This window comes from Kitasatospora sp. NPDC023176 (assembly GCF_055560495.1).
The window spans coordinates 60,276-75,848 of record NZ_JBVHIP010000018.1 but is presented as its reverse complement, the minus strand read 5'-3'; the positions used below and the strand labels follow the sequence as shown (position 1 = coordinate 75,848).

Annotated in this window: 13 protein-coding genes and 1 pseudogene; 12 read left to right on the top strand and 2 right to left on the bottom strand. The window is 70.1% G+C overall.

Annotation, left to right across the window (positions count from 1 at the left end):
- Positions 1-336 precede the first annotated feature (336 nt).
- The 10 genes from ACZ3YL_RS23845 (at position 337) to ACZ3YL_RS23800 (ending at position 10,949) form a co-directional block, all read left to right on the top strand.
- Positions 337-825: a hypothetical protein gene (locus ACZ3YL_RS23845; RefSeq protein ID WP_188309168.1), complete on the top strand. Its 489-nt coding sequence runs from the start codon at positions 337-339 to the stop codon at positions 823-825.
- A gap of 108 nt (positions 826-933) precedes the next feature.
- Positions 934-1,377 carry a hypothetical protein gene (locus tag ACZ3YL_RS23840; protein ID WP_465659676.1) on the top strand — a complete coding sequence of 148 codons (444 nt, stop codon included), beginning with the start codon at positions 934-936 and terminating at the stop codon, positions 1,375-1,377.
- Positions 1,378-1,445: 68 nt separating this feature from the next.
- Positions 1,446-3,056 (top strand): trypsin-like serine protease, encoded by a 1,611-nt coding sequence (locus tag ACZ3YL_RS23835; protein WP_465659674.1) that lies wholly within the window; start codon positions 1,446-1,448, stop codon positions 3,054-3,056.
- Positions 3,057-3,136: 80 nt separating this feature from the next.
- On the top strand, positions 3,137-4,951 hold the full coding sequence (locus ACZ3YL_RS23830; RefSeq protein WP_465659672.1) for a DUF8189 domain-containing protein: 1,815 nt from the start codon (positions 3,137-3,139) through the stop codon (positions 4,949-4,951).
- 177 nt (positions 4,952-5,128) lie between these two features.
- Complete coding sequence (locus tag ACZ3YL_RS23825; RefSeq protein ID WP_465659805.1) at positions 5,129-5,506, top strand: endonuclease domain-containing protein; 378 nt, start codon at positions 5,129-5,131, stop codon at positions 5,504-5,506.
- On the top strand, positions 5,487-6,185 hold the full coding sequence (locus ACZ3YL_RS23820; RefSeq protein WP_465659670.1) for a hypothetical protein: 699 nt from the start codon (positions 5,487-5,489) through the stop codon (positions 6,183-6,185). Before ACZ3YL_RS23825 ends, ACZ3YL_RS23820 begins: the two co-directional genes overlap by 20 nt.
- A 150-nt stretch (positions 6,186-6,335) precedes the next feature.
- Positions 6,336-7,835, top strand: a complete 1,500-nt coding sequence (locus tag ACZ3YL_RS23815; RefSeq protein ID WP_465659668.1) for an arylsulfatase — start codon at positions 6,336-6,338, stop codon at positions 7,833-7,835.
- Positions 7,828-8,892: a formylglycine-generating enzyme family protein gene (locus tag ACZ3YL_RS23810; RefSeq protein ID WP_465659666.1), complete on the top strand. Its 1,065-nt coding sequence runs from the start codon at positions 7,828-7,830 to the stop codon at positions 8,890-8,892. Before ACZ3YL_RS23815 ends, ACZ3YL_RS23810 begins: the two co-directional genes overlap by 8 nt.
- An 86-nt stretch (positions 8,893-8,978) precedes the next feature.
- Positions 8,979-9,398 carry a hypothetical protein gene (locus ACZ3YL_RS23805; RefSeq protein WP_188309163.1) on the top strand — a complete coding sequence of 140 codons (420 nt, stop codon included), beginning with the start codon at positions 8,979-8,981 and terminating at the stop codon, positions 9,396-9,398.
- A gap of 150 nt (positions 9,399-9,548) precedes the next feature.
- Complete coding sequence (locus ACZ3YL_RS23800; protein WP_465659664.1) at positions 9,549-10,949, top strand: MFS transporter; 1,401 nt, start codon at positions 9,549-9,551, stop codon at positions 10,947-10,949.
- A 68-nt stretch (positions 10,950-11,017) separates the two neighbouring features.
- Here ACZ3YL_RS23800 and ACZ3YL_RS23795 read toward each other — a convergent pair whose 3' ends face one another.
- Complete coding sequence (locus tag ACZ3YL_RS23795; RefSeq protein ID WP_465659662.1) at positions 11,018-12,865, bottom strand: glycoside hydrolase family 15 protein; 1,848 nt, start codon at positions 12,863-12,865, stop codon at positions 11,018-11,020.
- A 1,067-nt stretch (positions 12,866-13,932) separates the two neighbouring features.
- Here ACZ3YL_RS23795 and ACZ3YL_RS23790 point away from each other — a divergent pair.
- Both ACZ3YL_RS23790 and ACZ3YL_RS23785 read left to right on the top strand, forming a co-directional pair.
- Positions 13,933-14,484 (top strand): DUF6368 family protein, encoded by a 552-nt coding sequence (locus ACZ3YL_RS23790; RefSeq protein ID WP_465659660.1) that lies wholly within the window; start codon positions 13,933-13,935, stop codon positions 14,482-14,484.
- A 412-nt stretch (positions 14,485-14,896) separates the two neighbouring features.
- Positions 14,897-15,028 (top strand): annotated as a pseudogene (locus ACZ3YL_RS23785) (IS110 family transposase); the annotation flags it as partial.
- A 50-nt stretch (positions 15,029-15,078) separates the two neighbouring features.
- On the opposite strand, the gene ACZ3YL_RS23780 reads toward ACZ3YL_RS23785, so the two are convergent.
- Positions 15,079-15,498, bottom strand: coding sequence for a hypothetical protein (locus ACZ3YL_RS23780; protein ID WP_188309159.1), 420 nt, complete (start codon positions 15,496-15,498; stop codon positions 15,079-15,081).
- Positions 15,499-15,573 lie beyond the last annotated feature (75 nt).

The following is a 15,573-nucleotide window of genomic DNA, read 5'->3' as shown; positions in this document are numbered from 1 at the left end:
ACCGGTCATCCCAAGGTAAATCGATAGCAATCCACCGACCGCCTGCAGGCATTGAGCATCGATGAGCTGACGCCCCATCGGAATGGGACTGTTTCCTATAAATCAGGACATTCCACCTGGCAATCGCGGATCCACAGTTGTCGCACTCTCGCTCCTTCTGGTTCGATGGGGCGGATTCAGCCTGGGACAGAAGAGGGGGAGTGACGACCCTCATCCCCCACATCTTCTGGTGACGAACCATCAAAACTATCGGTTCTCCAGCAAGCCAGGCCCTTCATCAGGATCTTTTGCATCCGTGCCATCGGGCAACCCAAGAAGAAAAGAGTAGGGATAGTCATGGCAAAGCTTGCCTCCCGGCACCTTGCCGCCGGTCTCATCGCGATAGCGGCGACGCTCGGTGCCGGCACACTCGCCTCCGCCGAGAGCACTCCTGCGGACAACTCGGCCGCGCCCCCGGCGGTGGAGGACTTCACCTACCCCGGTCCCGCCCCGTTCGGCAACGTCAAGCTGCTGCGCGGCGACGGCCACATCATGCTGTCGGACTGCGCCGTCAACGACCAGATCAGTGTGCTGAGCATGGACCTGCCCAACGAGAGCGGGAACAGGATCTGCTTCCGCGCGACCGGCGGCAACGGCTACCTCGCACTGGAAGTGCCGAACGTGATCCGGATCCGGACGGACAACTACGCGCTCAGCGCCAAGATCACCAGCGAGGGCGTCTCCCAGACCGTCGACATCGCCAAGGGCGCCGCCGCCAGCGTCGGAATCGGCAGCGGCACCGGTTCAGGCAAGCCGGCCGTCCTCCTCGAGCTGCGTACGACCTGACCCTCAGCCCTCGCCCACCCTCCTGGAGTCCAGGTGATCCACGACTTCCTCCCCACAGCAAGACAGGCCCTCGGTGCCGCACGCCAGTGGCTCGCCGTTGCCCTCGGCATGGCCATAGCACTTGCCTCCGCAACTGCACTCGCCTCAGCTGACACCGCGCCGCCGCCCGCCGACAACTCGGCCCCACCCTCGGCTGTCGAAGACTTCGCCTATCCCGGCGCCTCGACCATCAGCAGGGTCAAGCTCCTGCGCGGTGACGGCGGGGTCCAGCTGGGCGACTGCTCCAAGCCCTCGCAGATCCAGCTGTGGACCCGAGCGCCGGGCAACCCCGACAACCGGATCTGCTTCACCGCTCCCTCCACGACCGGGTTCCTCACCCTCGAACTGCCGGACGTGTTCGCCGTACAGACCTCAGGCAGAGCCATCCGGATCGTCCTCACCGCCGCCGGTGCCTCCACAAGCACGGACGTACCCAAGGACGGCCTCATCGGCGTCGGCGAAGGCCTGGGCCAGGCCCCGACCACTGCCGTCGAACTACACGTCACCGGCTGACTCGCTCTCAGGCTCTCCGCGCACCGCCTGCCCGCTGCGCCCACCCGCATCACCCAAGGACCGAACTCTTGTCTGACACCGCCCCCCTGGGCGCCGCTTGGAAGACCTTCCTAGCCTCCGCCACCGCAGTCGGCGCCCTCTCCGTACTCCCTGCTGCACCGGCCCACGCCGTGGTTGCCGACACGGCCGCCAACGGCACCTCCACCGCCACCGCGCGCCTGGTCATCGGCGACAACTTCCGCGCCTGCACCGGCACGCTCGTGGACCGCAACTGGGTGATCACCGCCGCAAGCTGCTTCGCCGAGGACCCGGCGCAGCCGACCGCGCTGCCGGCCGGGGCGCCGAAGTGGAAGACCACCGCCACCATCGCCGGCAAGACCGTCGAGGTCGTCGAGCTCGCGCCGCGCGCCGACCGCGACGTGGTCATGGCCCGCCTCGCCGTGCCCGTCAGCGATGTCGCCCCGCTGGCCATCGCCACGACGGCCCCTGTGGCGGGTGAGACTCTGCGCGTGCCCGGCTACGGACGCACCAAGGACGAGTGGATCCCCACCAAGCCGCACACCGGCCTCTTCGGCCTCGACTCGGTGCAGCCGACCACGGTCGCCACCACCGGCAAGGGCGGAGCCGCGATCTGCAAGGGCGACACCGGCGCCCCCGCCATCCGCGAGACGAACGGCAAGGCCGAACTGGTCGCCGTCGCCTCCCGCTCCTGGCAGGGCGGCTGTCTGGGTACCCCGGCCACCGAGACCCGCACCGGCGCGCAGTCCTCCCGCACCGACGACCTCGGCGCCTGGGTCAAGGACCTGAGCTACCGTACTGCGGAGGTCAAGGCCGGCCTGCACGTACAGATCGTCGGCGTCAACAGCGGGCTGTGGGACACCGCCGTCGAGCGCAAGACGAACAGCTGGCTCGGCACGTGGTCGTCGATCGACAGCAGTGCGCTGACCTCGGTGGACACTGTCACGATCGGCGACACCGTGCACGTCTTCGTGGTCGGGGCCGGCCGGGTCTACACGAAGGACGGCAAGGTCGGCGGCGACTGGACCCCGTGGCGCGAGGTCCCCGGCGGCGCCGCCGATGTCCAGGGCATCACCGCCGCCGCCCGTGGCAACACCGTCAGCCTTCAGATCATCGGCTCGGACAAGACCGTGTGGGACTCCACCAGCGACTGCGACACCGGCCGCTGGAGTGGCTGGGTGAAACTCGGCGACGGCACCGCGAACCACCTCAGCAGCGCCACCACCCCCGACAACAGTCTCCACCTGTACTCCGTCGGCACCGACGGCAGGGTCTACACCCGCGACAAGCTGGCCGACGACAGCTGGACCCCGTGGGGCGAGGTCCCCGGCGGCGCGGTTGGCGTCCAGGGCATCACCGCCGCCGCCCGCGGCTACACCGTCGACCTGGAGATCATCGGCGGCATCGGCGACCTGTTCGCCACCTACGGCCACTACGACCTCGGCCGCTGGGACCCGCAGTGGCAGAAGGTCAGCGACAACCGCCTCAAGGCCATCTCCAGCAGCGCCGAGGGCAACGTCGTCCACCTCGTCGCCGTCAACGAGGACTACAAGGTCTACAGCCGCGACGCCGACTACAACGCCGGCAAGTGGACCGCCTGGAGCGAGATCCCCGGCGGCGCGGTCGGCGTCAAGGCCATCACCGCCACCACCACCGGCTGAGCCCGAGGTCGCGCTGCTCGCCAGGGGCTGTCACCGGCTGGCCCCGGCTCCCCAATCCTCCTCATCCGACAGGAACCCACGTGCTTCACAGGACTTCGTCCCGCTCCCTGCGGTCCAGCGTGCTCGCGGCGGCCACAACCGCCGGCGTGCTGACCACCCTCACCGCCCCCGCCGTCGCCGTCGTCGGCGACCCGGCGGCCAACGGCGCCCACACCTACACCGCCAAGCTCGCCATCGGCGACAACGTCCGCGCCTGCACCGGCACGCTCGTGGACCCGTCCTGGGTGATCACCGCCGCCAGCTGCTTCTCCGACGACCCCGCCCAGCCGCAGAATCTGCAGCCAGGTGCACCGAAGTGGAAGACCACCGCCACCATCGCCGGCAAGACCGTCGACGTCCTCGAGCTCGCACCGCGCACCGGCCGCGACGTCGTCCTGGCCCGACTCGCCGCCCCTGTCCAGGGCGTCGCCCCACTCGCCCTCGCCACCGCCACGCCCACGGCCGGCGAGAAGCTGCGTGTTCCCGGCTACGGGCGCACCAAGGACGAATGGGTGCCCGCCGCCCTGCACACCGGCCTGTTCAGCCTGGACAGCGTGAACCCGACCGCAATCGCCGTCACCGGCACGGGCGGCGCCGCGATCTGCAAGGGCGACACCGGCGCCCCCGTGATCCGCGAGACCAACGGCAAGGCCGAACTCGCCGCCGTCGCCTCCCGCTCGTGGCAGGGCGGCTGCCTGGGCACCCCCGCCACCGAGACCCGCACCGGCGCCACCGCTACCCGCGTCGACGACCTCGGCGCCTGGGTCCAGCAGGTTCGCGACACCGCCACCGCGCCGACCGCAAGCGCGGTCCACGACCCCGTCAAGCAGACCTCGACGGTGTTCACCGTCGACGACAAGGGCCGCGTCGTGGGCTCGTACAACATCAACGGCCAGGGCTGGAGCTCCTGGATGCCGATCAGCGAACGCCCGGCCGGCACCAAGCCGTTCGTCGGCTCGCCCACCGCCCTCTACAACCCGGCCACCAACGCCATCGAGCTGTACGCCAGGGACAGCGACGGCCTCATGTGGCGCACCTACTACACGGCCGACGCGCAGGGCTGGCGTCCCTGGGCCGGCACCGGCGCGACCAAGTTCACCGGCAGCGCCACCGCCGTCTACAACCCGGAGACCAAGACCGCCGAGGTCTTCGCCACCACCGTCGACGGCCCCGTCGCCCACACGTACTACTCCCCCGGCATGACCGGCTGGTCCGACTGGACCGCCATCCACGACCGGAAGTTCAACGCCACCCCCGGCGCGATCTACAACCCGGCCACCGGCGCGGTCGAGCTGTTCGCCGTCGAGCCCGGCGGCGCCGTGTACCACACCTACTGGTTCAACGACGGCAAGCCGTGGAACGCCTGGCTCCCCCTGGACGGGGCCACCGTCACCGGCAGCCCGAGCCTGGTCTACAACCCCTCGACCAAGACCGCCGAGGTCTTCGCCACCACCACCGACGGCCCCATCGCCCACCGCTACTACACCCCGGGCATGAAGGACTGGAGCGACTGGACGAACATCAACGGCGACTACCGGTTCAGCAGCGCCCCCAACGCCCTCTACAACCCCGCCACCGACGCCATCGAACTCTTCGCCACCGGCCGCGACACCACCCTCTACCACACCTTCTGGTTCAACAACGGCAAGCCGTGGAGCGCCTGGGAGCCCCTGAGCGGAACCACGAAGCTCGCCGCCGGCCGGATCCCCGCCCCGCTGTTCAGCGCCTCCACCAAGACCGTCGACCTCTTCGACGCCGGCACCACCGGCACCGTCAACCACACCGCCTACAAGCCCGGCATGCCCGCCTGGGCCCCCCTGGACACCCTGCCCGGCACCACCCTGCCCACCAGCTGAGAACCCACCCGGCACGGAACGGCCTCCACGCCGGCCCGTTGACGGGACTGCCCGAAGAGGAACAGGGCCCGCCCACCCCCAGACCGGGGACGGGCGGGCCCGTTGCCGCTCGGACCGAAGCACCGCTGAACCGGCAAGGGACCGTCACGCACACGCCCGACCCGCCTCCCGGCCTATCTGTCCAGGCCCCTGCCGCCCTACGACCACCGCCAGCGCCCCGCCGAACGCCTCCTCGCCTACCACCGGAACCGCTGCGCCGTCTGCGGCTCCACCCCGGAGCCCGGCCGCCCCGCCCACAGCGAGGACCACGACCCCCACACCGGCCTCACCCGTGGCCTCCGCTGCCACCGCTGCCACCCGCAGGCGGAGCGGGGCCGCCCCCTTCTGGGTACGGCGACCCGCCCCCTTGTGAGACGGGGATCAGCGGGGGCCGACTCCTGGATCCGCACGACCGGCCGTACGCACGGTTGCTCCCCGGGGGTGACCGTCGACCCGATGGGCGGTTCTCGGGAGCCGGACGGCAGCACAATGAGCCATGAGCTCCCGCCTCGATGATCCCGGCGAACCGTCCCCCGCGGGTGAGCCGGCAGAGCCGCGCGGCGAGCATTGGTGGCCGGTGGCGTCGGCCGTCCTGGTCGCCGCGCTGCTCCACGTCGCGCTCCCGCGCAGTTATCGCGAGAGCCCGTCGTGGGTGCTGCCGGCGGTCATGGTGGTGCTGTTGGCCGTCCTGATCGGAGCTGACCCCGGCCGGATCGATCGGCAGACACGGTGGCTACGGGTGGTGACCGACCTGATGATCGCGTTCATCACGCTGGCGAACCTCGGTGCTGCCGCGTCCCTGGTGGCGGACATCCTGACCGACAGCAAGCTCTACGCCGACAACGCGACGGGTCTTCTCGCGACGGGCGGGGTCATCTGGGTGACCAACGTGATCGCGTTCGCGCTGTGGTACTGGGATCTGGACCGGGGCGGTGCCGCCGCGCGGGCGCACCGGCCCTTCGCGGACCCCGCGTTCGTGTTCCCCGAGATGCAGCTCCAGCAGAGCACCTGCTCCGCGTGGGTCCCGGTCTTCGTGGACTACCTGGCGCTGGCCTTCTGGACCTCCGCGTCGTTCGGTCCGGCCGACACGTCGCCGGTCAAGCCGTGGGCCAAACTGCTGATGATCACTCAGAGTACCGTCTCGCTCGTGGTGGCGGCCCTGGTGATCGCTCGGGCGATCAACATCCTCAAATAGACCACTCCACCCGGACGGGCGTGCACCGGCCGGCCGACCGGCGGCGCGGCGGTTCACCGGTTCGCAGCACTGCGCACGGCGGGCGACCCGGCCGACTCATAGCGTGGGAGCGGAGCAGGACCGGCGGGGCCGAGGAGAGGGACGCGGACGATGGCGGGCAAGCCGAACATTGTGGTGCTGTGGGGCGACGACATCGGGATCACGAACCTGAGCTGCTACAGCGACGGCCTGATGGGCTACCGCACGCCGAACATCGACCGGATCGCCGCCGAGGGTATGCGGTTCACCGACTACTACGCGGAGCAGTCCTGTACGGCGGGGCGTTCGGCGTTCATCACCGGCCAGAGCCCGTTCCGCACCGGTCTGTCGAAGGTGGGGCTACCGGGGGCGGAGCTGGGCATGCAGCCGCAGGACCCGACCATCGCCCGGGTCCTGAAGGAGCAGGGCTACGCCACCGGCCAGTTCGGCAAGAACCACCTGGGCGACCGGGACGAGCATCTGCCGACTCTGCACGGCTTCGACGAGTTCTTCGGCAACCTCTACCACCTCAATGCCGAGGAGGAGCCGGAGGAGCGCGACTACCCCTCCGAGGAGGAGTACCCGGACTTCCGCAGGAACTACGGGCCGCGTGGGGTGCTGCACACCTGGGCCGACGGCCACGGCGGGCAGCGGATCGAGAACACCGGGCCGCTGACCCGGGAGCGGATGAAGACCTGCGATGAGGAGTTCGCCTCCGCAGCCGGGGACTTCATCCGCCGTCAGGCCGGCGATGACGTGCCGTTCTTCCTCTGGTTCAACACCACGCACATGCACTTCCGCACCCACGTCAAGGACGCGTCCCTGGGCCAGTCCGGGCGCTGGCAGTCCGAGTACCACGACGCGATGATCGACCACGACAAGCTGATCGGCGTGCTGCTGGATCTGCTGGACGAGCTGGGCATCGCTGAGAACACCATCGTGGTCTACGGCACGGACAACGGCCCGCACGCCAACACCTGGCCGGACGCGGCCACGACCCCTTTCCGCAGCGAGAAGAACTCCAACTGGGAGGGCGGCTTCCGCACTCCGGCCCTGGTGCGCTGGCCCGGTCACATCCCGGCCGGGGTGGTGTCCAACGAGATCGTCGCCGGCCTGGACTGGCTGCCCACCTTCGCCGCCGCGGCCGGTGAGCCGAAGATCGCCGACAAGCTCAAGGCCGGCACCACGCTGGACGGCCAGTCCTACAAGGTCCACCTCGACGGCCACAACCTGCTGCCCTACCTGACCGGTCAGAGTGAGCAGGGCCCGCGCAGGGAGTTCTTCTACTTCTCCGATGACGGGGACCTGATGGCGCTGCGCTACGACAACTGGAAGCTGATCTTCATGGAGCAGCGCTCGCCGGGAACCATGGCGCTGTGGGCTGAGCCGTTCACCGTGCTGCGCGTGCCCAAGCTGTTCAACCTGCGCACCGACCCGTTCGAGAAGGCCGACGTCACCGCGAACACCTACTACGACTGGTTCCTCGCCCACGCGTTCCTGCTCGTGCCGGCCCAGCGGGTCGTCGCGGACTTCCTGTCCACTTTCAAGGAGTTCCCGCCCCGGCAGAAGGCCGGGAGCTTCACCATTGACCAGGTCCTGGCCAATCTGGTCGCCGGAATGCCGAGTGCGTGAGCCCAGCCCGGGCACGAAGGGCTGCGGTGTTGTCGCACCCGCCCCTGCCTCCCTGCCCCTGCTGCCCCTGCTGCCCCTGCTGCCCCTGCTGCCCGGACCAGCGGCGGGCGGTGACCGGCCGGTCAGCACCCCGGAGGGCATGGTCGCCCTTCCCGCCGGACACTTCGCCATGGGCTCGGACCGGCACTACCCCGAAGAGGCGCCCACACGCTCGGTCACCGTCGACGCCTTCGCGATCGACCGCCACCAGGTGACCAACGCGCAGTTCGCGGCGTTCGTCGCGGCCACCGGCTACGTCACGCTCGCGGAGCGCCCGCTGGACCCGGCGCACTACCCGGGCCTGCCCGCAGAACTGCTGAAGCCGGGCTCGATGGTGTTCCGCCCCACCCCCGGCCCGGTCGACCTGCGGGACCTGAGCCAGTGGTGGGCCTGGACCCCCGGGGCCGGTTGGCGCCGCCCTGAAGGTCCCGGCTCCGGCCTTCGGGGCCGCAAGCAGCATCCCGTCGTGCACATCGCCCACCAGGACGCCGAGGCCTACGCCCGCTGGCGCGGGCACCGCCTGCCCTCCGAGGCTGAGTGGGAGTACGCCGCTCGCGGCGGTCTGGACGGAGCCGCCTACACGTGGGGGGACGAACAGCTTCCCGGTGGGCGCCGCCTGGCGCACTGGTGGTCCGGGCACTTCCCCTGGCGCAACACCCACCCCGGCGGCGCGATGGGCCCGGCACCGGTCGGCAGCTACCCCGCGAACGGCTACGGCCTGCACGACATGGCCGGCAACGTCTGGGAATGGACCTCGGACTGGTTCGCCCCCGCTCACGCTGTCACCGGCGGCCGCGACGCCGTCCCCTCCTGCTGCGCGCCCGACAGCGCACGACACGACGCGGAAGCCGCCAGCGTCGACCCGCGCGCCCCCGGCCCGGCGGTACCGCGAAAGGTCGTCAAGGGCGGGTCGTGGTTGTGCGCGGACGAGTACTGTCATCGTTACCGCCCCGCCGCCCGCCGCCCGCAACCGATCGACACCGGCATGAGCCACATCGGATTCCGCTGCGCAGCCTGACCACGCGCGGCATCCCCATCGAAACCAGTCCCCCGTCCCACAGGAGCACCGCGGGCAACCCCGTCGGACAGATGCAGGCCTCCGCAGTGGGCATCGCGATCAGTCCCGTCCCGTTGGTCGCGGTCATCCTCATGCTCACGCCCCGCGGCCGCGCCAACGGGATCGCCGAAGCGTTCGGACGGATCGGTTCCATCGGCGTGCTGACCGCACCCGTCGCGGCGTTCGGCGGAGGAATGCAGACGAGCGGTCAGCCGGCCCGCCAGAGCTGGTTCGGCGTCGTCTTCTTCTGCCGGCCCTCAAGCAGTGGCGGGACCGCACCCGCGAGGGCGAGGAAGCCGAACCACCGGCGTGGATGCAGGCCGTCGACCTCTTCGACCCGGCAATTCCGCAGGACTGGCCGCGGCGCTGGCCTGGCCCACCCGAAGAACCCCGTCCTGGTCGTCGGCGGCGCGATCGCGGGCCTACTCGGTGACCATCACAGGATCACTCGGGAAGGCGGTTTTTGAAGACCAGCCGCTGCTGCGCGCCTCAGGCCCTGTGGTGACGGGCTGTGCGACGGTCGGGGTGGCGGTTGCGCTCCGGCGGCGTCGGCCGCGTGCGGGCGAGGTCGAGCAGCTCCGCGGACCAGTGGATTCGGTGAATGGGCAGGTGGCGCTATGGCGGGGACGGCATCAGCGGGGGCGCGGCGGGTGCTGGCCCCGCTGGCGTTGGCGCAGTTCATCTGCAGCTTCGCCGGCTCCAACATGAACGTGATGATCAACGACATCAGCGAGGACCTGGACACCACCGTGCAGGGTGTCCAGGTGGCGATCACGATCTTCCTGCTGGTGATGGCCGCGCTGATGATCCCGGGCGGGAAGCTGACCGACAGATGGGGCCGTAAACGCTGCCTGCTGGCGGGGCTGGTGGTCTACGGGGTCGGGGCGGTGCTGAGTGCGGCCGCGCCGGGGCTCGGGGTGCTGATCCTCGGAAACTCCATCCTGGAGGGCGTGGGCACGGCGTTGCTGATCCCGCCGGTCTACATCCTGACGACGCTGCTGTTCACCGACACGGCGTCCCGGGCGCGCGCGTTCGGCGCGATCATGGCGATGGGCGGTATCGGGGCGGCCGCGGGCCCGCTGATCGGCGGTCTGATCACCAGTGCGATCAGCTGGCGGGCCGCGTTCGTGTTCCAGGCGCTGGTGATCGTGGTGATCGTGGTGCTCAGCCGCCGCCTCGTCGATCCGCTGCCGCCCGACCCCTCCCGGCCCTTCGACACCGTCGGCGCGGTGCTGTCGGCGGCGGGTCTGGTGCTCCTGGTGACCGGGATCCTGGCGGTCGACAACAACGGCTGGCTGGCGCTGGGGCTGCTGCTGGCCGGTGCCGTGGTGGTGGTCGGTTTCTTCGTCTGGGTGCGCGGCCGGGAGCGGGCCGGCCGGGAGGCGCTGCTGTCGACGGCGCTGTTCCGTAACCGCACCTCCAACCTGGGGCTGGTCACGCAGAACACGCAGTGGCTGATGCTGATGGGCGTCTCGTTCACCGTGGCCGCCTATCTGCAGGTCGTGCGCGGCTACGACGCGATCCAGACCGGAGTCATCTTCACGGCCGCCACGCTCGGCATTCTCGCCTCCTCGCTGGCCGCCGAGAAGCTGGCGCGGCGCCGTCCGCAGCGCACCCTGATCATGGCCGGGTTCGTCGTGACGATCGCCGGCATCGCCCTGCTGCTGGCCCTGGTGGCCTGGACGCCCGGTGCGTGGGCGTTCGCGCCCGGACTGCTGCTGATCGGCCTGGGCCTGGGGGTGATGCTCACCCCGTCGGTCAACGTCGTCCAGTCCTGCTTCCCCGAGTCGCAGCAGGGCGAGATCTCCGGCCTGTCGCGCAGCATCTCCAACCTCGGGTCCTCGCTCGGCACGGCCATCGCCGGCACGATCCTGGTGTCGGGGCTGACCAAGGGCGCGTACGCGGCCGCGATGGCCGCGCTCGCGGTCATCGGCCTGGGCGGCCTGGCCGCCGCCGCCCTGCTGCCGCGAGTCGGCCCACCCGCCGCCGACGGGGCAGACCGGGCCACACCGCTGTAGCGGCGCGCGACCGGCCGGCACGTCGCCGGCCCTCCCGTGGACGTGGGGACGGCCGGCGGCGTGTGCGGTCAGCGGGGCCGGCGCTCGGCGCGGTCGAGTTCCTCGTCCAGGGCGATCGCGGCGTCGATCAGGGCCAGATGGGTGAACGCCTGCGGGAAGTTGCCGAGCTGCTCGCCGGAGGGGCCGATCTCCTCGGCGAACAGGCCGACGTGGTTGGCGTAGGTGAGCATCTTGTCGAAGGCGTAGCGGGCCTGGTGGAGGCGTCCGGCCCGGGCGAGTGCCTCCACGTACAGGAAGCTGCACAGGTTGAAGGTGCCCTCGGAGCCGCGCAGGCCGTCGGGGGAAGCGGCGGGGTCGTAGCGGTAGACCAGGCTGTCGCTGACGAGTTCGGTGTCCATGGCGTCGAGGGTGGTCAGCCAGTCCGGGTCGGTGGGGGTGAGGAAGCCGACCTTCGGCATCAGGAGCAGGGCCGCGTCGAGGACCTCGGTGTCGTAGTGCTGGACGAAGGCGCGTCGCTTCTCGCTCCAGCCGGAGTCGACGATCTGTCGGAACACGGTGTCGCGGGCGGCCTGCCAGCGGGCCACGTCGCCGGGGCGGGAGTGGGCGGTGGCGAGCCGGATCGCCCGGTCGAAGGCGACCCAGGTCATCAGCCGGCTGTAGGTGAAGTTCTGGCGGCCGCCGCGGGTCTCCCAGATGCCCTCGTCGGGGCGGTCCCAGTGGTCGACCAGCCAGTCGATGACGCGGGTGAAGGCCTGCCAGCCGCGGATGCCGCCGATGTCCTCGGCCTGCGCGAAGGCGTAGGCGGCCTCGCCGTAGATGTCGAGTTGGATCTGGTCGGCGGCGGCGTTGCCGGCCCGCACCGGCGCGGAGCGGCGGTAGCCCTCCAGGTGGTCCAGTACCTCCTCGGTGAGGTGCGGTTCGCCGTCGACCCGGTACATGATCTGCAGCGGCTCGCCGGAGGCCGTGCCGCTGGCGTCCAGGCGCTCGCGCAGCCACCGGCGGAATGCGTTCGCCTCCGCGGTGAAGCCCAGGTCGATCATGGCGCGCACCGAGAGGGAGGCGTCGCGCACCCAGGTGTAGCGGTAGTCCCAGTTCCGTTCACCGCCGATCTGCTCCGGCAGGCCCATGGTGGCGGCGGCGATCGGGGCGCCGGTCGGGGCGTAGGTCAGCAGCTTGAGGGTGATGGCGGAGCGGGTCACCATCTCGTGCCAGCGGCCGCGGTAGCGCGACGATCGCAGCCAGTCCGTCCAGAACCCGGTGCACGCCTCGAACTCGGCGAGTACCGCCTCGGCGGTGGGGACCTGGCCGCCGGGTCGGCCGCTCAGCTCGCCGGGCTCGCCCGTCTCGCTGGTCAGCACCACGGCGGCACGCTCACCGGCGTGCAGCGTGAAGCGCGCGGAGACGTCCGTGCCGTCCGGGTGCAGCCCGATCTGCGCGGTGGTCTGCACCTGCAGGTCCGTACCCGGGCCGCGGAAGAGCATCGACCCGTCGTCCAGGCGAGTCAGGTCGTGGGGCGCGCGGCCGTAGTCGAAGCGAGGCCGGCACAGCAGCTCGAACGGCATGCTGCCGCGCACCACCCGCGCCACCCGGACCAGCCGGTGTGTGGCCGACGGCGTCGGCGACGGGTCGGGCGGCATGAAGTCGAGTACCTCGCCGACACCGCTCGGCGCCATGAAACGCGTGATCAGGACGGCGGTGTCCGGCAGGTACAACTGGCGGACGGTCGCCTCCTCGCTGACGTCGGCGTGAAGCCGGCAGTAGCCGCCGCGGTCGCTGTCGAGCAGCGAGGCGAACACGCTGGGGGAGTCGAACCGGGGGGTGCACCACCAGTCGACCGTGCCGTCGGCGGCGATCAGCGCCGCCGTCTGGAGGTCGCCGACGATGCCGTGCGCCCCGATCGGGGGGTAGCCGTTCACAGTGCCTCCTCGGTCCGCCCGTAGGCGGGGGACGCGCAGAGCCCCTCGCGCCGCAAGGCGCGGGCCGCGGGTGGCCGCGCCCCGCGTCTGACCAACGGCGGGGCCACCATGGCCAAGCGCCGGACGATCTGCCCATCATCGCCGCGTCGGGCGCCCCCAGCCACTCCAGACCGAACGCCAGCGACCGCCTCACAGGCTGGCGGGGCCGCCATGTGGAACCGTACTGGTGATGAGGGACGACACCGCCTGAGCCCTCCTGGCCGCACGCTGCCAGGGGCCGCCACGAACACGCCAATCGGAGCGGTTGCCGCCGCTGCGGGGCTTTGCCCACCATCTACGGCTCGCCGTCGTCTCCACCAGCCGACGGTTCACGCAGCTGCCGCTGCCCAGCCTCTTAGGCGTTCCTTGACACCTTCACGGCCACTGCCCGGGAAGCAGCAAACGGCCCATCGTCAAGAAATGGCAAAGCGCTCCTTTCGTCTCAGGTCAGAAAGCCTCCTCCCCGCGCCCGCGGGGGTCAGCCGGCAGCGAAGGGAGCAACCATGTGAACGAGGAACACCCACTCCAGCAGGTCCGCGGCACGTGGGGCCAGATCGTCGCGCCGCATCGGGACCGAGAGCGAGCCGTTCACGGACTCCGGCAAGTCGGCGCACTGGCAGAGCGGCCGGCCCCCGAGGCATGTTCTGACGTCACGTCATAAATTCTCGCGAGCTGGCAATCAACGCCAGACCTTGTCTATCAGACGTCTAATGAGGTCATTTGTCTTCAGATCTCGGAGCTTGGCATAGCTCTGGCAGCAACATCACGATTCTCAGCGAGAAGCGGCCTCGAGGCGAAGGGCGGAGTTCATGACGGCCAAGAACCTCGGAGCCGCGTGGGAGGTTCCCGTCCCGCCGGTCGAGGTTCGGCTGGAGAAGCAGACCTATTCCGCGGTCCAGCCGTCGCAGTACTCGAGGCCCGCCTCCCTGCTGGCGCGAAAGGCCAGGGCTTCGCGGCCCGGGCCGGCTGGATCCGGGGTGGGGGGAACTGGGGTGTATCGGAGCCAGGCAGGGCGCTAGGCTCCCGGCATGGCTGGTCCGACGCTGGTGATCGAATTGGCGGAGCCGGTCTCCCCGGTTGCGCTGAGTGGGTTCCGCTCGTTGATACGAGGGCTCGCCACCCACTTTGAGCAGCTGCGGCAGGGATACTTCGACGTCAACGTGCCCGTGGAGCGGTTGGGCATCGAAGCGCCCGCGACTCTCGACCCGCACGAGGCGGACCGGCCTTTCTTGGTCCATTTGTTGGGGCCGGGGGCTGGTGACGAGGCCATCTTCGAGGCGGAGCACGCGGATGAGTCCGAGGTGGAAGCAGTCCTCGGCTTCAAGCCGACACAGGCTGTGAATGTCAGCGCCGGCTGCAACCGTGGGATTGACCACGTGGCCACCGCCCTGCTGACCGCGGCGATCGTCGACGTCCTCGGGGGTGTGGTCAAGGTCGAGCTGCTGGAGGGACAGGCAACAGTGGTCGACGAACTTCCAGGAGTGCTGGGGGTAACCGACGGGGACTATCCGATGGTGCTCGGCACCGCGGGGTTCCTGCGGGCCTGGGTCGGCCAGCCCGGCTTCCGGCTGCTCAAGTAGCCCAGGGGCGGGGAGCGCGCGCCCTGGCTGTGCGGCGGCCAGCAGCATCATCGCCCGCCGGTACCGCACCGTACTCGTACTGCCCGGACGCACGATCCTCTGTAGCTGCTGGCCTTCCTGGTCCGTGAGTCTGCGGACCACGACCGGCTCCGCCATCGCGCCCCTCCCAAGCTGAACGTCTCGCGACATCCAACCGGCCGAGGCTCTGTCAGCGCCACCCCGGTGGACCTATGCAGTCAGAGCACCGGAAGGACAGCTGGCCCTCCCCCACCGCGGATCTGTCCAACTCCCGCATTGGGACCGGAATTTTCCGCAGAAAATTCAGGCCCCGCAACGCCCAGGCGCCGGCCTCGGGAGGCTTGTCCGCATCACCGATCGTCAAGGAGACAGCCGCTGGCGCCCGCCCGGGTCGCGACGCGACGGCCATGGGGACTGGCACGCCGCCGCGCAGCGCAACCTCTTCAACCGCATGATCGGCCAGCTCTACCACTGCCTCCAGAAGGGCCGACGCCACGACGAGGCGTTGGCCTTCCCGACCATGCAGGACGAGTCGGGGGTCCGCGGCCGCCTGACCCCGTCACGTCACCGTCACCGTCACCGACCTGAAGGCTTGACCCACGGAGCGAACCGCTGATCAGGAGCTGCGTCCTCGCGCCAGTACCTCAATACGGTCTCCTGCACAATGTCCAGGCGATCCGCAGCGATGAGGCACGAGGCAGGCTCCGTCCCGCCTGCGTCTGCTTCGAAGGCGACCAGCACAGGCGGGTCTTCGCCAAGCAGGCCTATCGCCGCCGCCAACTCTTCAGGCGTGGGCACGCGAAAGAGAGGATCTTGGAAATACGACGGGCAGTTGACGAAGAGTGGGTCGCCGAAGACCAGTTCTAGGCCGTGGTGGTAGGTCAGATCGTGATCGGCAGCGAGCCGAAACTGCCCACGGCCCCACGCGACAACGTCCCACTCCCACCAAGATCCTTCAGGGAGTTCGATCGCTGCATGAGGCTGTTCGACGTCCACCTTCAGGCCCTCCATCTATTCGAACGGAGCGACAGGCTACACAGCTGCTCCACGCCTCGGCTTGACGCGTTAGAT